Source organism: Actinocorallia herbida (assembly GCF_003751225.1).
Classification (GTDB): Bacteria; Actinomycetota; Actinomycetes; order Streptosporangiales; family Streptosporangiaceae; genus Actinocorallia; species Actinocorallia herbida.
This window is the reverse complement of the sequence record NZ_RJKE01000001.1, coordinates 6,611,480-6,625,181: the sequence shown is the minus strand read 5'-3', so window position 1 is coordinate 6,625,181 and position 13,702 is coordinate 6,611,480. Positions and strand designations below refer to the sequence as shown.

Sequence of the window (13,702 nt, the reverse complement as noted above, 5' to 3'; positions counted from 1 at the left end):
CCCGCCATGTGCACGTGCCTGCTGAGCTTCGATCCCGACTCCCCCGTCCCCGTCCTGGCCGTCGGCGTCCGCGACGAGTACACCGACCGGGCCTGGGACATGCCCGCCGCCCACTGGCCCGACCGTCCCGGCCTCGTCGGCGGCCGCGACCGCCAGGCGGGCGGCACCTGGCTCGCGGTGAACCCGGCCGCGCATCGCCTGGGCGTCGTCCTGAACGGCTGCGGCGTCGACGCTCCGGCCGAGGGGCGCCTGTCCCGGGGCGACCTGCCCCTGCGCGCCGCCGAGCACGGTGACCTCGGCGCCCTCGACCTCGCCCGCTTCGACCCGTTCCACCTGGTCTGCGCCGAACCCGACAAGATCCGCCTCTGGACCTGGACGGGCCTCGACCTCACCGACCGCTGGCTCGATCCCGGCACCCACCTCGTCGTCAACACCGGTCTGGACGCCACCTGCCCCGGCCCCTCCCAGATCCCCGAGGCGGCCCTGGACGGCATCCGGGCCCGCCTCGCCCACTTCCGCCCCCTCCTGGCGTCCACCCCCCGCCCCGACCCCTCCGGCGACGCCTCCACCGCCGCGGCCTGGGGCCCCTGGCTCCCGCTCGCCGAAGGCGACGCCCTCTCCACCTCCGACCCCCGGGCCCTCCTGCACCGGCACACCACCGACGAGGGCCGCGTCTTCGGCACCACCTCGGTCTCCCTCGTCGCCCTCTCCCACGAGGGACTGCGCTACGACTTCACCGCCCTGCCCGGCGACCCCACGGCCTGGACGCGCGTCCTGCCCGCCTGACCGCCGGCGCCGTCCGCGCGGGTGGCTCTACGGCCACGGGCCGCGCGGCCGTGGCGGCCGCGCGGCCCTTGCGCGCCTTGGGTGGATCCGGATCAGGGGCTGGTCGCGGTGATGGTGGGGATGGCGCTGGTGACGGAGAAGCTGCCGCTCAGGGTGGCGGCGTCGCCCACGGCGAGACCGCCGAGGGTGCAGAGGGCGCTGGCGCTCTTGATCGTCATGTTGCTGGCGCCGGTGGCGGTGATGGTGCCGGTGGTGCCGTTGGTCGTGTAGGTGCCGCCGATGACGCCGGTCTTGGAGTTGGCGCCGCCGGGGCCGTCGACCTGGACGGTGCACAGGCCGCCCAGGGCGGTGCCCTTGACGGAGAGCCCCCGGATCTCGCCGGGCGTGACGGACGGGCTGCCGGCGGTGACCCCGGTGACGTAGAGCTGCGCCGTGCCGTTCTGGGTCAAGTTGAAGGTCATCTGGGGCGTGATGTTGGTGGTGGCGCAGCCGCTCGTGGTGATGGCCAGGCCCGTGATGACCGGGGTTCCGCCGGAGGAGGGCGGGGTCGAGACCCAGGTCCCGGAGGTGGCGGCCCTCGTGCCGGTGGCGGTGGCGGAGGTGCAGGCGGCGGTGACGGGGAGGGTGCCCGCCTGGAAGATGAGGTTGGAGGAGCTGGCAGTGACCGTGGTGGGGCCCGAGTACGTCCAGGTGCCGGTGAGGGCGAAGGCGGGGCTGCCGGCGACGAGCGCCAGAGCGCCCGCGCCGACGGCGGACACGGCGAGCTTGCGGAGCATGGGGGGTGCCTTTCCTTCGGGGTGGGACCGTGAGCAGGAGATGACGCTTCGTGCGTAAGGCCAGCTCAGCGGCGAGGTTTTCACCTGCTTGTCCCCGAGCGTAAGTAAGGCTTCGGGAGGCGACAAGGCGTCGGCAGGGCCCCTGTCGGAAGTCTGTCAACGGGTGAGTAAGGGTCCCGAGAGTTTCGTATTGGCGATGATAATTCTGGAACGTTCTCACGACGAAGAGGGCGCCGGTCGGTCCGACCGGCGCCCTTCGGCGTGCGTGCAGGGTGCCTACAGTTCGACGCCCAGCAGCGCGTCGGTGATGGCGCGGATCTGGGCCGGGGCCTCGGCGTCGGCGCCGTCGGCGGCGGCCCAGCGGTCGAGGGCGGCCAGGGCGGCGGGGGCGTCGAGGTCGGTGGTCAGCGCGGTGCGGATCTCGGCGAGGACCGGGGCGGCCGGGGCGGCCGTCGGGCGCTCCACGGCGGCGCGCCAGCGGGAGAGGCGTTCGGTCGCGGCGTCGAGTTGGGGAGCGGTCCATTCCCAGTCGGCGCGGTAGTGGTGGGCCAGGAGGGCGAGGCGGATGGCCATGGGGTCGGTGCCGGAGGTGCGGAGCCTGGAGACGAAGACGAGGTTGCCGCGGGACTTCGACATCTTCTCGCCGTCGAGGGCGACCATGCCGGCGTGCACGTAGGCGCGGGCGTGGGGGTGCTCGCCGGTGGCGGCCTGGGCGTGCGAGGCGCTGAACTCGTGGTGGGGGAAGGTGAGGTCGCTGCCGCCGCCCTCCACGTCGAAGGACATGCCGAGGTGGCGCAGGGAGATCGCGGAGCACTCGATGTGCCAGCCGGGGCGGCCCTTGCCGAAGGGCGAGTCCCAGGAGGGCTCGCCCGGACGCTCGGCCAGCCACAGCAGCGCGTCCAGCGGATCCTTCTTGCCGGTGCGGGCGGGGTCGCCGCCGCGCTCGGCGAACAGGGGGAGCATCTCGGCTGCGGTGAGCCCGCTGACCTCGCCGAACCGGGCGTCGGCGGTGACGGGGAAGTAGAGGTCGCCGTCGAGGTCGTAGGTGAGCCCGGACTCCTTGAGCCCCTCGATCATCTCGACGATCATCGGGATCGCCTCGACCGCGCCGACGTAGTGGGCGGGCGGGACGACCCGCAGCGCCTCCATGTCGGTGCGGAACAGCTCGATCTCCCGCTCGGCGAGGTCGCGCCAGTCCACGCCGGTCGCCTCGGCCCGCTCCAGCAGCGGGTCGTCGACGTCGGTGGCGTTCTGCACGTACAGGACCTCGTGGCCGAGGTCGCGCCACACCCGCCCGACGAGGTCGAACGCCAGGTAGGTGTTGGCGTGGCCCAGGTGGGTCGCGTCGTACGGGGTGATGCCGCACACGTACATGCGGGCGACGGGGCCCGGGTCCGTCGCCTTGACCGTGCGGGTCGCGCTGTCGAACAGGCGCAGGGCGGGACCTGGACCGGCCAGGCCCAGATCGGAGAGACGGGGGATCCGGGGAGCTGACCAGGAACGCATGCCGTCAGCTTACCGACGGGACGGAGGAACGGGATCAGACGGGCGGTTCCATGCCCCGCCGCCGCAGGTACCGCTCGAACTCGCGGGCGATGGACTCGCCCGTCGCCTCGGGCAGTTCGGTGGCGTCCTTGGCCTCTTCCAGGGTGCGGACGTAATCGGCGACCTCGCTGTCCTGCTCGGCCAGCTCGTTCACGCCCTCCTCCCACGCGCGGGACTGCTCGGGCAGTTCGCCGAGCGGCACGGCGAGGTCGAGGAGGTCCTCGACCCGGCGCAGCAGCGCCAGGGTCGCCTTGGGGTTGGGCGGGGAGGAGACGTAGTGCGGGACCTGCGCCCACAGCGCGACGGTCTCGACGCCGCCGGCCTCGAGCCGGTCCTGGAGGACGCCGAGTATGCCGGTCGGGCCCTCGTAGGAGGACGGCTCCAGGGTCGGGTCGTCGCCGAAGGCCGAGCCGCCGCCCGATCCCGACACCGGGACGGGCCGGGTGTGCGGGGCGTCGGCGAGCAGCGCGCCGAGCAGCACGGCCGAGCGGACGCCGAGCCGCGCGAGGTAGTCGGTGAGTTCCCGGCAGAAGCCGCGCCACCGCATGTTCGGCTCGATTCCGTGCAGCAGCACCACGTCGCGGCCGGAGTCCAGCCGGGCGACGGAGATCCGCGTGGTCGGCCAGATGATCTTGCGGCCCTCGTCGTCGCGCTCGACGCGCGGCCGGGTCACCTGGAAGTCGTAGTAGTCCTCCGGGTCGATCTCGGCGATCTGCCGGGCGCCCCAGCTCTCGGCGAGATGGGTGATCACGGAGCTTGCTGCCTCGCCCGCGTCGTTCCAGCCTTCGAACGCCGCGAGCAGCACCGGGCGGTCCAGCGCGGGCAGGGAATCGAGTTCGAGCACACGGCCTCCTACCGGGGACGACGATGGATTTGCGAGTGGATCACGGTCAAGTCCAGCCTACGTCCTGGCCAACCCCTACCCATCCCGCGACGGCTCATCCCTGTGCGGTAGGGATGAGGTGATCCGTCTACATCACACTTTCCGGCGCGTGGTGGATCACTTCCCGTCGGTGGTGTGGACGATCAGGACGTCCACGGGGGACCGGTGGGAGAGGTTGGCCGGGACGGAGCCGAGGAGCCGGCCCGCGAGGCTGTTGAGGCCCCGGTTGCCGACCACCACGAGGTCCACGGACTCCTCCTTGGCGATCGTCGCGAGCACGTCGACGGCGTCTCCCTCCCGGGCGATCTCGGTGATCTCCGCGGTGCCCGCGGCGACGGCGCGTTCGCGTGCCGCGCGCAGTACGTCCTCGGCCGGGGTGGAGCCCTGGACCTTGTAGGCCAGGTCGCCGAGGCGGTCGGCCGCCTCGTTGCGCTCCCGCTCGGGCATCGGGTGGTAGGCCGACACCAGGACGAGCCGGGAGCCGGTGGCGGCGGCGAGCTCGGCGGCCCGGTCGACGGCCAGGAACGAGGTCTTGGAGCCGTCGGTGCCGACGAGGATGGACCGGTACGTCATGGGGGGTGCTCCTTACCAGTCGGTAGTTGTCCGTCGGAACGCTAGCGGGCCCGCCGGTGTTCCCGCCATGCCTGAGCGCATAGCCTTGCTCCACGTGACTCTTCAGGCTCTTGCTTTCGACCTCGACGGGACCCTCATCGACTCCGAGCCGGTGTGGCATTCGGTCGAGCGCGACGTGACGGAGTGGCTGGGCGGCACCTGGGGCCCCGAGCACCAGGACGCCGTGGTCGGCGGCTCCCTCTACGCCGCCTCGCGCTACATCATCGACCTGGCCGGGGCGGACGTGCCGGTGGAGGAGGTCGGGCGGCGGATGCTCGATCTCATGAAAGAGCGGCTCCCGACCGAGCTGGAGATCATCCCGGGCGCCAAGGAGATCCTCACCGACGCGCGCGCCGCGGGCGTGCCGGTGGCGTTGGTCACCTCGACGTTCCGGGAGCTGGCCGAGGTGGCGATCGAGGCGCTGGGCCGCGACCTGTTCACCGTGACGGTGACGGGCGACGAGGTGGACCACACCAAGCCGCATCCCGACCCGTATCTCAAGGCCTGCCGCCTGCTCGGCGCCGAGCCCGCCCGCACCGTGGTGCTGGAGGACTCCCCGACGGGCGTGGCGGCCGCCGAGGCCGCGGGCTGCGTGGTGATCGCGATCCCCAACATCGTGCCGATCCCCGAGGGTCCGCGCCGCCTCGTCGTGCCCGCGCTCGCCGATCTGAGCCTGGCCCGCCTGCGCGAGATCGCGGCCTCCCGGTAGGGGCTTCCCCGACGCCGTCTCAGGGGCGGGAACCGTTCTCGGGGATGAGGTCGGTCCTTGCCCTGACGTGTGAGTATGGGAAGAAGACGAGTTCCGCCGCCGGGCGGTGTGGAGATGCGAGGGGTTGGCCGCCATGAGTGATGCGCTGCTTTTCACGGTGAGCCTTGCGGTCACGGTCGTGGGGCTGCTGGCGAGCTGGCGGGTGGGCCGGAGCCGGGGCGGGGCCTCGGGGATGCGCGGCGCGGCCTGGTCGCTGGTGCCGATCGGGTTCTACCTGACGGGTCTGACGGGTTTCCTCGCCTCCCTGGTGTTCAGCCCGCTCAAGTGGGCCGGGGTGGCGGTCCTGGCCCTCGCCGGGACGCTCTACGTGGTCTCGGGGGCGCGCCTGCGGGCATCCGGGGGCAAGGCGCCGCGGCAGGTGCCGGGCGCGTCCGCGCCGCCCGCGGTGCGCGGCGGGGCGAAGCAGGCGCCGCAGGTCGACGACGACATGGCCGAGATCGAGGAGATCCTGCGCCGCAGGGGCCTGTGACGCCCCGCGTCCAGCCTGTCCAAACCCGATTCTGACCGAAACATGGCCCGTCCCCCTGGGGGCGGGCCTTTTTCGTGCGCTCCCATAACCCCGGAACTATGGGAACCGCTATGCCCTGAAGGTCAGTCCCATACCACAGTTCGAGCATTGGTCGATCCGCATATTCTTCGCCCGAGATCCCGTGTTCGCCGGTTCCGGTGTGCCCTGGAGGACTCGGAACGGTAAATCTTCGCGAGGTCTGACCGCTCAGGTGCGGTTCATATCGGATGCACGTATAACATCTCTCCGCGCGTCCGAAATTGACGAAGACTTCATGGAACGTTCCGCTTCCCCTGAGGCCAGGCTCCGTCGGATGCGTCACGGGGTGGCAACTTTCTGTGAAACAAGCCGCCCCTCGTGCCCGGAGACAGCCGCACCCGCCGGTACAAGGGGCACGTACACCGCTACGCGGAGTTGCGGTGTCCAGGTGGCGAGGAAGGAACGTGCGTGACCGCGCCGATCGAAGTGACGAAGGGTGAGGCCGAGGCCCACCCCGAGGACGTCCTCAAGGGCGTCGGCAGCGAGGCGATCCAGGGACGTTCACTGGGCCGCATCGCCTGGACGCGGCTCAAGCGCGACAAGGCCGCCGTGGCCGGCGCCGTCGTGATCGTCCTGCTGATCCTGATCGCGGTGGTCGGACCGTGGTTCCTCCAGGACCCCAACGCCTACCACCAGGACCTCATCGACAAGACGATGCAGCGGCCCTATGACGGCTGGCTGCACTCGGGCATCAGCTGGGAGCACTGGTTCGGCGTGGAGCCGACCACCGGCCGCGACATGCTGTCCCGGATCGTGCTGGGCGCCCGGATCTCGCTGATCGTGGCGTTCGCGGCGACCCTGGTGTCGGTCGCGATCGGCACCGTCCTCGGGGTCGTCGCCGGCTACTTCGGCGGCTGGGTCGACACCATCATCAGCCGGGCCATGGACGTCTTCCTGGCCTTCCCGCTGCTGCTGTTCGCGATCGCCCTCGTCGGAGTCGTGCCCGACGACATGTTCGGGCTGCGCGGCAACGGACTGCGCGTCGGCGTCCTGGTGTTCGTCATCGGCTTCTTCAGCTGGCCCTACATCGGCCGGATCGTCCGCGGCCAGACCCTGTCGCTGCGCGAGCGCGAGTTCATCGACGCGTCCCGCAGCCTCGGCGCGAGCCACGCGCACGTGCTGTTCAAGGAGCTGCTGCCCAACCTGCTGGCGCCGATCATCGTCTACACGACGCTGCTCATCCCGACGAACATCCTGTTCGAGGCCGCCCTGTCGTTCCTGGGCGTCGGCGTCATCCCGCCGATGCCGTCATGGGGCGGAATGCTCAGCCTCGCGGTGCCGACGTACCAGAACACCCCGTTCTTCATGATCATCCCCGGCCTCGCCATCTTCATCACGGTGATGGCCTTCAACCTGCTCGGGGACGGGCTGCGCGACGCGCTCGATCCCCGTGCCCGGTGACCCCCACCAGGTGGGTTTGCGTTCCCTGCCAGTTCTGTAGAGAGGTGCTCTCAGCACAATGAACAAGATCAAGATCGGTGCGTCGCTCGCCGCGTGCGCCGTGCTCGCCGCCGGGCTGACGGCCTGCGGTGGGGATTCGGACTCGGGGGCCACCTCCTCCTCCACCGCGGTGAAGAACGCGGCCAACACCGCGATCATCAACCCGTCCGACAAGACGGGCGGAGACCTGCGGTACGCCATGTCCAGCGACTGGGACTCGCCGGACCCCGGCGACACCTACTACGCGTTCTCCTGGAACTTCGCGCGCTACTACGCCCGCACCCTGGTGACGTTCAAGAACGCGCCGGGCGCCGAGGGCCAGGAGCTCGTCCCCGACCTCGCCGAGGACCTGGGCAAGGCGTCCAACAACAACAAGACCTGGACGTACAAGCTCCGCAAGGGCCTCAAGTACGACGACGGCACCGAGATCACCGCGCAGGACATCAAGTACGCCGTCGAGCGGTCGAACTTCACCGACGAGCTCCAGGGCGGCCCGAAGTACTTCAAGCAGTACCTCGTGGACAACGCGAGCCCCTACAAGGGCCCGTACAAGGACAAGTCCGCGGACGGTCTGAAGTCGATCGAGACGCCGGACAAGTACACGATCAAGTTCAACCTGAACACGCCGTTCGCCGAGTTCGACTACCTCGCCTTCATGCCGCAGACCGCGCCGGTCCCGCAGGCCAAGGACAACGGTCTGAACTACAAGAAGAACATCGTCTCCTCGGGCCCGTACAAGATCGACTCGTACGAGGTCGGCAAGGCGATGAAGCTCTCCCGGAACACCAACTGGGACCAGAGCACCGATGAGGTCCGCAAGGCCCTGCCGGACACCATCTCCGTCGCGCTGAACCAGAACCAGGACGACATCGACAACAAGCTGATGTCGGGCGCCCTGGACATGGACCTCGCCGCGGGTGGCCTCGGCACCGCCGCGCAGCCCAAGGCCCTCGGCGGCACCGAGGTGGGCAACACCGACGCCGCCTCCGGCTCGGCGCTGACCTACATGACGATCGACAGCCGCGTGGCTCCGTTCGACAACATCGCCTGCCGTCGCGCCGTCCAGTACGCGCTCGACAAGGACTCGGTGCAGACCAGCCTCGGCGGCCCGATCACCGGCGGCGACATCGCCACCACGGTGCTCCCGCCGACCGTCGTCGGGCACGAGGACTTCGACAAGTACCCGACCGCCGACAACAAGGGCGACGTCACCAAGGCCAAGGCGCAGCTCGCCGAGTGCGGCCAGGCCAACGGCTTCACCGCCAAGCTGACCTACCGCGCCGACCGCCCCAAGGAGGTCTCGGCCGCCGAGTCCATCCAGCAGAGCCTCGGCAAGGCCGGCATCAAGGTCGAGCTCAAGGGCTACCCGTCGGGTGACTACTTCACCAAGTACGCCGGCTCGCCCGCCTTCCTCAAGGACAACGGCGTCGGCATGGCCATGATGAAGTGGGCCGCCGACTGGCCGTCGGGCTTCGGCTTCCTCCAGCAGATCCTGGACGGCCGCAGCATCAAGCCGACCGGCAACACCAACCTCTCCTCCACCGACCTGCCGAAGATCAACAAGCTCTTCGACAGGTCCACCAAGGAGAGCGACGCCGACGCCCGCAGCAAGATCTACGGACAGATCGACCAGCTGTCCATGGACAACGCGGACATCGTTCCTCTGACGTACTCCGTGCAGCTGCTCTACCGGCCCGAGAACCTCACCAACGTGGTGGTCTCGGAGTTCATGGGCGGCCAGTACGACTACGTCAACCTCGGCCTCAAGTAAGGCCTCCCACCCGCTCGTCATCACCGAAGGCAGGTGAAGGCCGAGTGGTGGTCCCGGCCCCCTCGCGGGGGCCGGGGTCACCGGGCCGTTCCTCGTGTTCGCATTCATCGTCAGGCGCCTCGTAGGCGCGGTCGTCATGCTGGTCATCGTCAGCATGGTCACATTCGGCATCTTCTTCCAGCTGCCGAAGCTGGCCGGGCAGACCACCGACCAGCTCGCCGCCTCCTATGTCGGCAAGGCCCCCACAGCGGAGGCCATCGCGGACGTCAAGGAACGGCTCGGACTGGACGACCCCATCGCCGTCCAGTACGGCAGGTTCGTCAAGGGCATCTTCGCCGGCCAGGACTACAGCAACGGGCCGTCCGTGGACCACTGCTCCGCGCCGTGCCTGGGCTTCTCCTTCCGCACCAACGAACCCGTCCTCCCCACGCTCCTCGACCGGGCCCCGGTCACGCTGTCGCTCGGCGTCGGCGCCGCGATCATCTGGCTCGTCGCCGGAGTCGGCGTCGGCATCCTGTCCGCGCTGCGGCGCGGCACGGCGGTCGACCGGGCCGCGATGGCCGTCGCCCTCGCGGGTGTGTCACTGCCGGTGTACTTCACCGGCCTCGTCTCGATGTCGATCTTCGTCTACACCCTGAAGGTGTGGCCGGACGGCATCGCCTACGTCGGCTTCCTGGACAATCCAGGGCAGTGGGCTTGGAACCTCGTCCTGCCCTGGGTGACCCTGGCGTTCCTGTACGCGGCCACGTACGCGCGGCTCACGCGGTCGGGGATGCTGGAGACCCTGGGTGAGGACTACATCCGCACCGCGCGGGCCAAGGGCCTGGGCGAGCGGACCGTGATCGTCAGGCATGCGCTGCGCGCGTCGCTGACCCCGATCGTCACGATCTTCGGCCTCGACCTCGGCCTCCTGCTGGGCGGCGCGGTCCTCACCGAGCAGACGTTCAGCCTCGCGGGCCTCGGCTCGCTGTCGATCGACTCGATCCTGTCGGGCGACCTGCCGATGGTGATGGGCGTCGTGCTGCTGGCGACGGTCTTCATCGTGCTGGCGAGCCTGATCGTGGACATCCTGTACGCCGTCGTCGACCCGAGGGTGAGGCTGGGCAGTTGAGCACCACGAACGAACTGTCGCCGGTCCCGGCGGCGGCGAAGCAGCGGGCGTTCCTCGACGTCCGAGACCTGCGCATCCACTTCCCGACCGACGACGGGCTCGTCAAGTCCGTCGACGGCCTGGACTTCACCCTGGAGCGGGGGCAGACCCTCGGCATCGTGGGCGAGTCCGGCTCCGGCAAGTCGGTGACGAGCCTCGGCATCCTCGGCCTGCACAACCGGCGCAACTCCCGGATGTCCGGCGAGATCTGGCTGAACGGGAAAGAACTCGTCGGGGCGGACCCGAACGAGGTCCGGCGGCTGCGCGGCAAGAACATGGCGATGATCTTCCAGGATCCGCTGTCTTCGATGCACCCCTTCTACACGATCGGCGCCCAGATCATCGAGGCGTACCGGATCCACAACGACGTGTCGAAGAAGGCGGCGCGCAAGCACGCCATCGACATGCTCGGCAGGGTCGGGATCCCCACGCCGGAGAAGCGCGTCGACGACTACCCGCACCAGTTCTCCGGCGGCATGCGGCAGCGCGCGATGATCGCGATGGCGCTGGCCTGTGACCCGGAGCTGCTGATCGCCGACGAGCCGACGACGGCCCTGGACGTCACGGTGCAGGCGCAGATCCTCGACCTGCTCCGCGACCTCCAGCAGGAGTTCAACTCCGCGATCATCATGATCACGCACGACCTCGGCGTCGTCGCGGAGCTCTCGGACCGGATCATGGTCATGTACGGCGGCCGCTCGATCGAGCAGGGCACCGTCGAGGAGATCTTCCACGCGCCGCAGCACCCCTACACGTGGGGCCTGCTCGGCTCGATGCCGCGGCTGGACCGGGAGCGGACGGACCGGCTCATGCCGGTGAAGGGCTCGCCCCCGTCGCTGATCAACCTGCCGTCGGGCTGCGCGTTCAACCCGCGCTGCGCGCACATGCTCGGCGCCGGAAGCGCCTGCACCACGGTCCGCCCCGAGCTCGTGGCGACCGCCGCGCACGCGAGCCACCGGGTCGCCTGCCATCTGACCCCCGACCAGCGCCTGGACATCTGGGAGACCCAGATCCGGCCGAACCTCTGAGGAAGGTGAGCGCCTTGAGTTCCACACCTCTGCTGGAGGTCACCGGTCTCCAGAAGCACTTCCCGGTGCACGCGGGCCTGCTGCGCCGCCAGGTCGCGGCCGTGAAGGCCGTGGACGGGGTCTCCTTCTCCGTCGGCAAGGGCGAGACGCTCGGCCTGGTGGGGGAGTCGGGCTGCGGCAAGACCACCACCGGCCGGATGATCATGCGGCTGCTCGAGCCGACGGCCGGGAGCATCAAGTTCGAGGGCCGGGAGATCTCCAAGCTGTCGCAGGGCCAGATGCGCCCGCTCCGCCGCGACATCCAGATGATCTTCCAGGACCCGTACTCGTCGTTGAACCCGCGCAAGACCGTCGGGTCCATCGTCGGCGCGCCGTTCCACCTCCAGAAGATCGACACTCCGCAGGGCGTCAAGAAGGCCGTGCAGGAGCTGCTGGAGCTGGTGGGCCTGAGCCCCGAGCACTACAACCGCTACCCGCACGAGTTCTCCGGCGGCCAGCGGCAGCGCATCGGCATCGCGCGCACCCTCGCGCTGAAGCCGAAGCTGATCATCGCGGACGAGCCGGTGTCGGCGCTGGACGTGTCGATCCAGGCGCAGGTCGTGAACCTGCTGGAGGATCTGCAGAACGAGCTCGGCCTCACCTATGTGGTGATCGCGCACGACCTGTCGGTGGTCCGGCACATCTCCGACCGCGTCGGCGTCATGTACCTCGGCCGCATGGTCGAGATCGCCGACCAGGCCGACCTGTACACCCGGCCGCAGCATCCTTACACCAAGGCGCTGCTGTCGGCGGTGCCGATCCCCGACCCGGCGGCCCGCAAGGACCGCGAGCGGATCCGGCTCACCGGGGACGTGCCGTCGCCGCTGAACCCGCCGGCCGGCTGCCCGTTCCACCCGCGGTGCTGGAAGGCCCAGCCGAAGTGCGCCACCGAGGTGCCGGTGCTGGCCGACCGCGGTGCCGGGCGGAGCGTCGCCTGCCATTTCCCGGAGAACTGATCGGGCCATTGATCGGGCGTCGTCCGAAGGCGAAGAGCCGCCCTATGACATCTCCTGAAAACCGGTTGCTGTTACAGGAGAATGTCCTGATCATTACCGGGAGGGCCGGACGGGCTGCGTCGTCGGCTCGTCTGTAAAAGAACTGTTACGGCGTGCACCCCTGAGGTGCCCGCGCCGTGAGAACGGACATGAGGGGTTGAACACCCCTTATGTCCGTTCTTTGTCATGGCCTCATGCGTTTTCGATCTCGGCGACATCACGATCCGGACACGGGGTCTGGCGCCCCGTCCGCCGCGCGGCGACTGTGCTTCACGACAGAGTTCAAGGCAGCCCCGCGCTGCGTGGAGGTTCGTGAGCGTGACCGCGCCGGTCGAGGTGTCGGGGTCTGACTTCGAGGCCCATCCCGAAGTAGTCGTCAAGGGCATGGGGAAGGCCATCCAGGGCAGGTCGCTCTGGGAGATCGCCTGGCTCCGGCTGCGGCGCGACAAGGTGGCCGTCGGAGGCGCCTTCGCGATCGTCGCCCTGGTCGTCGCGTCCATCGTCGGGCCGTGGTTCCTGCCCGACCCCAACGTGTTCAACCAGGACATGATCGACACCTCGATGCTCCGGCCGAAGGAAGGCTGGCTGCACTCGGGGATGAGCTGGGACCACCTGCTCGGCGTCGAGCCCACCACCGGCCGCGACCTGCTCGCCCGCATCCTCATCGGCACCCGCGTCTCGCTGCTCGTCTCGATCGCCGCGACCCTGCTGTCGGTGGCGATCGGCGTGGTCATGGGCGGCTTCGCCGGGTACTTCGGCGGCTGGGTCGACACTGTCGTCAGCCGGTTCATGGACGCGCTGCTGGCGTTCCCGCTGCTGCTGTTCGCGATCGCGCTCATCGGCATCCTGCCGCGCCAGATGTGGGGCCTGGAGGGCAACGGCCTCAAGATCACCGTGCTGGTCTTCATCATCGGGTTCTTCTACTGCCCGTACGTCGGCCGGATCGTGCGCGGCCAGACCCTGTCGCTGCGCGAGCGCGAGTTCGTCGACGCGGCCCGCGCGCTCGGCGCGAGCCACACCCACATCTTCTTCAAAGAGGTCCTGCCGAACCTCTTCGCGCCGATCATCGTGTACGCCACGCTGCTGATCCCGACGAACATCCTGTTCGAGGCGTCGCTGTCGTTCCTCGGTGTGGGCGTGAACGCGCCGCTGCCGTCCCTCGGCCTGATGCTCAACGAGGCGGTCGCCCTCAACGCCTACGAGAACGCCCCGCTGTACATGGTGTTCCCCGGCCTGACGATCTTCCTCGCGGTGCTCGCCTTCAACCTCCTCGGGGACGGTCTGCGCGACGCCCTCGACCCCCGATCCCGCTGACGGCCGCGGCCGGAAGCCCCCGTACCCCCCCGCCCCCCACCATCCAG

Annotated in this window: 13 protein-coding genes; 9 read left to right on the top strand and 4 right to left on the bottom strand. The window is 69.7% G+C overall.

Translation table 11 applies throughout. The annotated features are described in order from the left end of the window. Positions 1-6: 6 nt before the first annotated feature. On the top strand, positions 7-786 hold the full coding sequence (locus EDD29_RS30195; protein ID WP_123667700.1) for an NRDE family protein: 780 nt from the start codon (positions 7-9) through the stop codon (positions 784-786). 92 nt (positions 787-878) lie between these two features. Here the strand turns inward: EDD29_RS30195 and EDD29_RS30190 are convergent, their stop codons facing one another. From EDD29_RS30190 to EDD29_RS30175, 4 genes are all read right to left on the bottom strand, one after another. After that, entirely contained in the window at positions 879-1,562 is a 684-nt protein-coding gene (locus EDD29_RS30190; protein ID WP_123667699.1) for a hypothetical protein, read from the bottom strand. 276 nt (positions 1,563-1,838) lie between these two features. Further along, on the bottom strand, positions 1,839-3,068 hold the full coding sequence (gene mshC / locus EDD29_RS30185; RefSeq protein ID WP_123667698.1) for a cysteine--1-D-myo-inosityl 2-amino-2-deoxy-alpha-D-glucopyranoside ligase: 1,230 nt from the start codon (positions 3,066-3,068) through the stop codon (positions 1,839-1,841). A 34-nt stretch (positions 3,069-3,102) separates the two neighbouring features. After that, entirely contained in the window at positions 3,103-3,951 is an 849-nt protein-coding gene (locus EDD29_RS30180) for a PAC2 family protein (RefSeq protein WP_123667697.1), read from the bottom strand. Between the two features lie 156 nt (positions 3,952-4,107). Continuing rightward, entirely contained in the window at positions 4,108-4,563 is a 456-nt protein-coding gene (locus EDD29_RS30175; RefSeq protein ID WP_123667696.1) for a universal stress protein, read from the bottom strand. A 94-nt stretch (positions 4,564-4,657) separates the two neighbouring features. Between EDD29_RS30175 and EDD29_RS30170 the strand changes: the two genes are divergently transcribed. From EDD29_RS30170 to EDD29_RS30135, 8 genes are all read left to right on the top strand, one after another. Continuing rightward, on the top strand, positions 4,658-5,311 hold the full coding sequence (locus EDD29_RS30170) for an HAD family hydrolase (RefSeq protein ID WP_246053081.1): 654 nt from the start codon (positions 4,658-4,660) through the stop codon (positions 5,309-5,311). 133 nt (positions 5,312-5,444) lie between these two features. After that, positions 5,445-5,840 (top strand): hypothetical protein, encoded by a 396-nt coding sequence (locus EDD29_RS30165; RefSeq protein ID WP_123670768.1) that lies wholly within the window; start codon positions 5,445-5,447, stop codon positions 5,838-5,840. Positions 5,841-6,326: 486 nt separating this feature from the next. After that, a complete protein-coding gene (locus EDD29_RS30160; RefSeq protein ID WP_123667694.1) occupies positions 6,327-7,319 on the top strand; it encodes an ABC transporter permease in 993 nt (330 codons plus the stop codon). Positions 7,320-7,377: 58 nt separating this feature from the next. Further along, positions 7,378-9,129 carry an ABC transporter substrate-binding protein gene (locus EDD29_RS30155; protein ID WP_123667693.1) on the top strand — a complete coding sequence of 584 codons (1,752 nt, stop codon included), beginning with the start codon at positions 7,378-7,380 and terminating at the stop codon, positions 9,127-9,129. A gap of 94 nt (positions 9,130-9,223) precedes the next feature. Next, positions 9,224-10,240: an ABC transporter permease gene (locus EDD29_RS30150; RefSeq protein ID WP_123667692.1), complete on the top strand. Its 1,017-nt coding sequence runs from the start codon at positions 9,224-9,226 to the stop codon at positions 10,238-10,240. Next, a complete protein-coding gene (locus tag EDD29_RS30145; RefSeq protein ID WP_123667691.1) occupies positions 10,237-11,307 on the top strand; it encodes an ABC transporter ATP-binding protein in 1,071 nt (356 codons plus the stop codon). Before EDD29_RS30150 ends, EDD29_RS30145 begins: the two co-directional genes overlap by 4 nt. Positions 11,308-11,321: 14 nt before the next feature. Continuing rightward, on the top strand, positions 11,322-12,302 hold the full coding sequence (locus EDD29_RS30140) for an ABC transporter ATP-binding protein (protein WP_281280959.1): 981 nt from the start codon (positions 11,322-11,324) through the stop codon (positions 12,300-12,302). 357 nt (positions 12,303-12,659) lie between these two features. Further along, entirely contained in the window at positions 12,660-13,655 is a 996-nt protein-coding gene (locus tag EDD29_RS30135) for an ABC transporter permease (RefSeq protein WP_123667690.1), read from the top strand. Positions 13,656-13,702: the final 47 nt, after the last annotated feature.